Source organism: Methylobacterium sp. GXS13, from assembly GCF_001455965.1.
Classification (GTDB): Bacteria; Pseudomonadota; Alphaproteobacteria; order Rhizobiales; family Beijerinckiaceae; genus Methylobacterium.
The window spans coordinates 1-1,067 of the sequence record NZ_LKKO01000111.1 but is presented as its reverse complement, the minus strand read 5'-3'; the positions used below and the strand labels follow the sequence as shown (position 1 = coordinate 1,067).

Genomic DNA, 1,067 nt, shown 5'->3' with positions numbered 1-1,067 from the left:
GACGACCGCATCGTCTGGGACGTCGGCCACCAGTGCTACCCGCACAAGATCCTCACCGGGCGCCGCGACCGCATCCGGACGCTGCGCCAGGGCGGTGGCCTGTCCGGCTTCACCAAGCGCTCAGAGAGCGTCTACGACCCGTTCGGCGCCGCCCATTCCTCGACCTCGATCTCCGCCGCGCTCGGCATGGCCGTCGCGCGCGATCTCGATGCCGAGGCCGCCAAGGCCAAGGGCCGTCAGCTCAAGCGCCGCAACGCCATCGCGGTGATCGGCGACGGCTCGATGTCGGCCGGCATGGCGTATGAAGCCATGAACAATGCCGGCGCCCTGCATTCGCGCCTGATCGTGATCCTCAACGACAACGACATGTCCATCGCCCCGCCGGTGGGCGCGATGTCGGGCTACCTGGCGCGGCTGGCGTCCGGCGGCACCTACCAGTCGCTGCGCGAGACCGCCAAGCAGCTCGGCAAGCTCCTGCCGAAGGCGCTCTACCAGCGCGCCGCGGCGGCGGAAGAGTACGCCCGCTCGCTCGTGGTCGGCGGCGGCACGATGTTCGAGGAGATGGGCTTCCACTATGTCGGGCCCGTGGACGGGCACAACCTCGACCAGCTGCTGCCGGTCCTGAAGAACGTCCGCGACGCCGAGCACGGCCCGATCCTGCTCCACGTCGTCACCCGCAAGGGCAAGGGCTACGCGCCCGCCGAGGCCTCGGCCGACCGGTATCACGGCGTGGTCAAGTTCGACGTGGTCTCAGGGGTCCAGGCCAAGGCCAAGCCCAACGCCCCAGCCTACACAAGGGTGTTCGGCGAGAGCCTGATCAAGGCGGCGGATGCCGACGACAAGGTCGTGGCGATCACCGCGGCGATGCCCGGCGGCACCGGCATCGACCTGTTCGGCAAGGCGCACCCGGACAAGACCTTCGACGTCGGCATCGCCGAGCAGCACGCGGTGACGTTCGCGGGCGGGTTGGCGACGGAGGGCTACCGGCCGTTCGTGGCGATCTACTCGACCTTCCTGCAGCGGGCCTACGACCAGGTCGTGCACGACGTGGCGCTGCAGAACCTGCC

1 protein-coding gene is annotated in these 1,067 nt (G+C 69.5%); it reads left to right on the top strand.

Annotation, left to right across the window (positions count from 1 at the left end):
- The coding region (gene dxs / locus AO398_RS27140; RefSeq protein ID WP_082643487.1) for a 1-deoxy-D-xylulose-5-phosphate synthase at nt 1-1,067 on the top strand (1,067 nt) is incomplete at both ends.